The sequence below is a fragment of the bacterium genome, assembly GCA_040753555.1.
Taxonomy (GTDB): Bacteria; UBA9089; UBA9088; order UBA9088; family UBA9088; genus JBFLYE01.
Map to the genome: position 1 here is coordinate 1 of JBFMDZ010000320.1, position 1,655 is coordinate 1,655.

A 1,655-nucleotide genomic window follows, 5' to 3' on the forward strand; every position below is an offset into this window, starting at 1 on the left:
TTCTCCAGGCAATAACCCATGGGAAAGAAAATATTCTATTCCTGGAAAAATCCAATCTTTATAGCCAAGATAAAAAGCCGCGCAATCCCACAGGGTGGAATTTTCATCAAAGGCTACAGTTTTACCCCTGACACTTGCCAATATCAACGGTATGATACAACCACTCCCTGACTTTTTGAACCCTATTGCTTCTTCAGGCTTCTTATCTGCAAAATAGAGACCAACCGGTGAATATGACATAGCCAATCTCTGCTTAAAATCTTTACCTATTTCCGATGCCTTTATCATCATTCTTCGCCCGGGTAAGATGTTACCTGAATTCATTGTTTCTAATCTCCAGCAAGAATATTTAAAAGTTCTCTCAAGCAATAAATTCGACTACGTTTACGACCTGATACTTCTTTAAGAATTCCCAATTTAATAAGATGTTCAACCGATGCCTTAGCAGTGGGCCAGGTTACCTTTAAGTAATCACTTATTCCAGGTAGACTTACAAAAGGATTCAAAAATAGCATATCCAATAATTGAAAAACTATTGGAGAAACTGATTCTTTTTGAAGTTGCTGGCGATACCTTTTTTGTAAATCTAAGATTCTGTATCCTGTTTCTTCAGCGACTTTTGCTTGGGTTGCAACCCCGCGGATAAAATATTTTAACCAGGCATCCCATTTCCCCTCCTGAGTAACCCCAAGAAGTAAATCATAATAGTCATTTCGGTATCTCTCAAAAAAATCGCTAAGATAAAGAATTGGATGGTCAAGATAACCTCTTTCAGAAAGATAAAAAGTAATCAGAAGTCGTCCAACCCTTCCATTACCATCAAGAAATGGATGGATTGCTTCAAACTGATAGTGCATCAAGGCACATTTGATTAATAAGGGGATTTTATCATCAGTATGAAGAAACTTCTCCCACTGAGCAAGTGCAGAGTTCATTTCTACAACAGGTGGAGGGACATAAGTTGCATCAGCAAGAGAACACCCCGGAGGTCCTATCCAATTCTGTGTTGTCCGGAATTCACCAGCTCTCATTCTTTCGCCTCTTGTACCTTCCATAAGTTTCAAATGAATCTCACGAACTAAGCGTAAACTGAGTGGTAATTCTTTAAGTTTGGAAAGCCCATAATTCATAGCTTTGACATAATTCAGCACCTCAAGAACATCTACCTGTTTGGGTTTCTCCTTTACAGCTTCATAGTAAAAAATATCTGAAAGTGAGGCTTGAGTCCCTTCAATCCTTGAGCTTTGTACTGCCTCTTTTCTAACATATGGAGCAACCAATAAATTTGGATTTGGAATAAGTCTGCTTAAGGCCCGAAGTGCTCCTATCCCACGCTCTGCTTCAGATAAAATCCTAACGAACTCCGCTGGAAATTTTTCCAGACCAGCTGGAGGTAAAGGATTAGGCACAAAAGCCCAATAGTTATCCAGGGTTCTAATAAGTCGTCCGGTTGGACTATTTTTATATTTCTCTATATCCATTTGTGGTTATTTTACATTATTATCAAAGAAAAGTCAAGTATTTTTTGATTTGAAACTTACCCATATCTTTTTAGCTAAAGAAAGGATTTTTGGGAAAATTAGGGTCTCTTTTTTAAAATTGTGGTTATTTTCTATTGACAGGAAGGCTAATTTTTAGAAATGAAGGGAATAAAT

2 protein-coding genes are annotated in these 1,655 nt (G+C 37.6%); both read right to left on the minus strand.

The annotated features are described in order from the left end of the window. Positions 1–324: DUF169 domain-containing protein (locus AB1630_13025; GenBank protein ID MEW6104709.1), on the minus strand; the 324-nt coding region annotated here is incomplete at its 3' end. 5 nt (positions 325–329) lie between these two features. After that, positions 330–1,481 carry a Fic family protein gene (locus AB1630_13030; protein ID MEW6104710.1) on the minus strand — a complete coding sequence of 384 codons (1,152 nt, stop codon included), beginning with the start codon at positions 1,479–1,481 and terminating at the stop codon, positions 330–332. Positions 1,482–1,655: the final 174 nt, after the last annotated feature.

Bases quoted from the DNA above. Each gene is read 5' to 3' on its own strand.
- AB1630_13030 (MEW6104710.1), bottom strand. From the start codon at position 1,481: ATGGATATAGAGAAATATAAAAATAGTCCAACCGGACGACTTATTAGA.